Source organism: Polaromonas sp. P3_C2, from assembly GCF_056402675.1.
The window spans coordinates 1-4,056 of sequence record NZ_JBFUGX010000382.1; the positions used below are offsets into that span (position 1 = coordinate 1).

At 59.5% G+C, this 4,056-nt stretch carries 3 protein-coding genes; all 3 read left to right on the forward strand.

Annotated elements, in window-relative coordinates:
* Positions 1–155 precede the first annotated feature (155 nt).
* Positions 156–1,922, forward strand: a complete 1,767-nt coding sequence (gene phaC / locus AC1DWI_RS15480; protein ID WP_477669108.1) for a class I poly(R)-hydroxyalkanoic acid synthase — start codon at positions 156–158, stop codon at positions 1,920–1,922.
* Positions 1,923–2,003: 81 nt separating this feature from the next.
* Positions 2,004–3,182 (forward strand): acetyl-CoA C-acetyltransferase, encoded by a 1,179-nt coding sequence (locus AC1DWI_RS15485; protein ID WP_477669109.1) that lies wholly within the window; start codon positions 2,004–2,006, stop codon positions 3,180–3,182.
* 139 nt (positions 3,183–3,321) lie between these two features.
* On the forward strand, positions 3,322–4,056 hold a 735-nt coding region (phbB, locus tag AC1DWI_RS15490), incomplete at its 3' end, for an acetoacetyl-CoA reductase (protein WP_457280389.1).

Consider the following 4,056-nt stretch of genomic DNA (forward strand, 5'->3'; position numbering starts at 1 on the left):
CATCATGAGCACAACGTAAATCCAGGCGATGACAATCAAATACATAAATACGTAGAACTCCGCGGCCCTGGTGAGCAATTTGTAATGCAAATCCTACGATACTGTTGGTGTGCTCAAAAGAGTCACCAGGACTCAACATGGATCGGGGARACAAGATGAATTTTGACGCAAAGCAGGCCGAAACGGCCCGGCAGATGCAAGAGACCTTTGCGGCAGGCCTGCAGCAGGCCATGAGTGTCATGGCAAACGCCGGATCAGGCGCCGGCTTCAATACTGGTGCAAACAACGGATTCGCACCAATGAGTGCATTCAGCCCAGGCCAAACCCCAGCGGCACTCCAGTTCGATCCGGCCAGGCTCCAGGAATTGCAGCAGCGCTATATCGCAGACGCCTCAGCCCTGTGGAACCAGGGGTTGCAGGAGGGCGCCGATACGCTGGTGTCGTCTGACCGCAGGTTTTCAAGCGCGGCCTGGAAGACCAACCCCGTCTCGAAATTTTCGGCTTCCACCTATCTGCTGAACGCCCGCACCCTCATGGCCCTGGCCGACGCCGTCGAAGGCGACGCAAAGACCCGCGCACGCGTGCGCTTCGCGGTCGAGCAATGGATGGCGGCCACGGCGCCTAGCAATTTCCTGGCGCTCAATGCCGAGGCGCAGCAAAAAGCCATCGAGAGCCAGGGCGAAAGCATCGCCCAGGGTCTCACCAACCTGCTGCATGATCTGAAGCAGGGCCACGTGTCCATGACCGACGAGCGTGTGTTCGAGGTCGGTAAAAACGTCGCCACCACCGAAGGCGCGGTGGTGTTTGAAAATGAATTCTTTCAACTGCTGGAATACAAGCCCCTGACAGCAAAGGTGTACGAAAAGCCTTTCCTGCTGATCCCGCCATGCATCAACAAGTTCTACATCCTTGACCTGCAACCCGAAAACTCGCTGATCCGCTATGCCGTCAGCCAGGGGCACCGCACCTTTGTGGTGAGCTGGCGCAACCCCGATGAGTCGATGGCAAAAAAAACGTGGGACGACTACATCGAGCACGCCGCCATCAAGGCCATTGACGTGGTGCAGGAGATCACCGGCGCAAAGACCCTGAACGCACTGGGTTTTTGCGTGGGCGGCACCATCCTCGGAACAGCGCTGTCCGTGCTGGCCGCACAGGGTAAAAAGCCGGTGGCCAGTGCAACGCTACTCACCTCGTTTCTTGATTTCACCGACACCGGCATCCTTGATATCTTCATCGACGAAACCTCGGTCAAGTACCGCGAGGCCGAGATGGGGGAGGGCGGCTTGCTCAAGGGTCAGGACCTGGCTTCCACTTTCAGCTTCCTGCGTCCGAATGACCTGGTCTGGAATTACGTGGTCGGCAATTACCTGAAGGGCGAAACACCGCCTCCTTTTGACCTGCTGTACTGGAACAGCGACTCCACCAACCTGCCGGGCCCGTTTTACGCCTGGTACCTGCGCAATACCTATTTCGAGAACAATCTCATCAAGCCGGGCAAGACCGTGGTGTGCGGCCAGAAAGTAGACTTGCGCAAGGTCGACATTCCTGTGTACATCTACGGCTCGCGTGAAGACCACATCGTGCCGATTGGCGGCGCTTATGCCTCCACACAGCATTTGCCTGGAAAAAAGCGGTTTGTCATGGGTGCTTCCGGCCATATTGCGGGTGTGATCAATCCACCGGCCAAGAAAAAACGAAGCTACTGGACCCGGGACAAACTGCCTCAGGGGAAATTTCCCGAGACGCAAGCCGGCTGGCTCGAGGGCGCGACAGAACACCCCGGCAGCTGGTGGACCGACTGGTCCGGATGGCTCCAGGGCCATGCTGGCAAGCAAATTGCTGCACCGAAAACCTATGGCAGCCGCAAGTACAAAGTCATTGAGGCTGCGCCGGGCCGCTATGTCAAGGCAAAAGCCTGACACAGCAACCCGCGCCTCGCCAAACCGCATTCATAAAAACGCATTCATAAACGCATCCTAAAACTTCAAAAGGGACACATCATGGAAGACATCGTTATCGTTGCTGCCGGCCGCACCGGCGTCGGTAAATTCGGCGGCTCGCTCGCCAAAATACCCGCAACCGAACTCGGCGCAGCCGTCATCAAGGGTGTGCTGGAGCGTTCCGGCCTCAATGCCGACCAGCTCGGCGAGGTCATCATGGGTCAGGTATTGACGGCCGGCGTCGGCCAGAACCCGGCGCGCCAGTCGGTCATCAAGGCAGGCTTTCCCAACGGCATTCCGGGCCTGACCATCAATGCGGTTTGCGGCTCCGGCCTCAAAGCCGTCATGCTCGCGGCGCAGGCTGTGGCCACGGGTGACAGCGAAATCGTCATTGCCGGCGGCCAGGAAAACATGAGCGCCGCGCCGCACGTACTCAACGGTTCGCGCGACGGCCAGCGCATGGGCGACTGGAAGATGATCGACTCCATGATCGTCGACGGCCTGTGGGATGTCTACAACCAGTACCACATGGGCATTACCGCAGAGAACGTGGCAAAAAAATACGAGATCAATCGGGAAGCGCAGGACGCCTTGGCCCTGGGCAGCCAGACCAAGGCTGCGGCCGCGCAGGACGCCGGCAAGTTCAAGGATGAAATCATCCCCATCACCATTCCGCAGAAAAAAGGTGATCCGGTGATATTTGCCGCGGACGAATTCATCAACCGCAAAACCAGCGCCGAAGGCCTGGCGGGCCTGCGCCCGGCGTTTGACAAGGCCGGTGGTGTGACGGCCGGCAATGCCTCGGGCCTGAACGACGGCGCTGCCGCGGTGATGGTCATGACGGCCAAAAAGGCCGCCGCCCTGGGTCTCAAGCCATTGGCGCGCATCGCCAGCTACGCAACCACCGGCCTCGACCCGGCCTACATGGGCATGGGCCCGGTCCCCGCATCGACCAAGGCACTGCAGCGCGCAGGCTGGAAGGCCCAGGACCTCGACCTGCTCGAAATCAACGAAGCTTTTGCCGCCCAGGCCTGCGCGGTCAACAAGGAAATGGGTTGGGACACTAGCAAGGTCAACGTCAACGGCGGCGCCATCGCGATCGGCCACCCGATCGGCGCGTCCGGCTGCCGCATCCTGGTGACGCTGTTGCACGAAATGGCGCGGCGCGATGCGAAAAAAGGCATTGCCAGCCTCTGCATCGGCGGCGGCATGGGGGTTGCCCTCACACTGGAACGCTGAATATAAGGTAAAAGAGGCTGAGACTGGCTTGCACCGTGCGCAAGCAGCTATTAAATCGATAGCGAATCACGGTGGGCCGTTCGGCAGGGAAGTCACCAGGTAACGGTTTCAGATAATTCACAAAATCAAGGAGAGCGAAATGGCAAAGAAAGTAGCGTATGTCACGGGCGGTATGGGCGGCATTGGRACTGCCATCTGCCAACGACTGGACAAGGACGGGTTCACGGTGATCGCCGGTTGCGGCCCCACGCGCGACTTCACCAAATGGCTCGACGAGCAAAAAGCCCTGGGCCATACTTTTTATGCTTCCGTGGGCAACGTCGGCGACTGGGATTCCACCGTCACGGCCTTTGACAAGGTCAAGGCCGAGCATGGCCCCGTGGCTGTGCTGGTCAACAACGCCGGCATCACGCGCGACGGCCAGTTCCGCAAGATGAGCAAGGCCGATTGGGATGCCGTGATCTCCACCAACCTCAACAGCATGTTCAATGTGACCAAACAGGTCATCGAGGGCATGATTGAAGCGGGTTTCGGGCGCATCATCAACATCTCGTCGGTCAACGGCCAGAAGGGCCAGTTCGGCCAGGTGAACTATTCCACGGCCAAGGCCGGCCTGCACGGCTTCACGATGGCGCTGGCGCAAGAGGTCGCGGCCAAGGGCGTGACGGTCAACACGGTAAGCCCCGGCTATATCGGCACCGACATGGTCAAAGCCATACGCCCTGACGTGCTGGAGAAAATCGTCGCAGGCGTGCCCGCCAAACGGCTCGGCCAGCCCGAGGAGATCGCCTCCATCATTTCGTGGATCGCGTCCGATGAAGGCGGCTATGCGACCGGCGCCGACTTCTCGCTCAATGGCGGCCTGCACATGGGT

What these genes read in the sequence shown, in the direction of transcription:
- AC1DWI_RS15485 (WP_477669109.1), top strand. Translation starts at nt 2,004, where the DNA reads ATGGAAGACATCGTTATCGTTGCTGCCGGCCGCACCGGCGTCGGTAAA.
- phaC (WP_477669108.1), top strand. Translation starts at nt 156, where the DNA reads ATGAATTTTGACGCAAAGCAGGCCGAAACGGCCCGGCAGATGCAAGAG.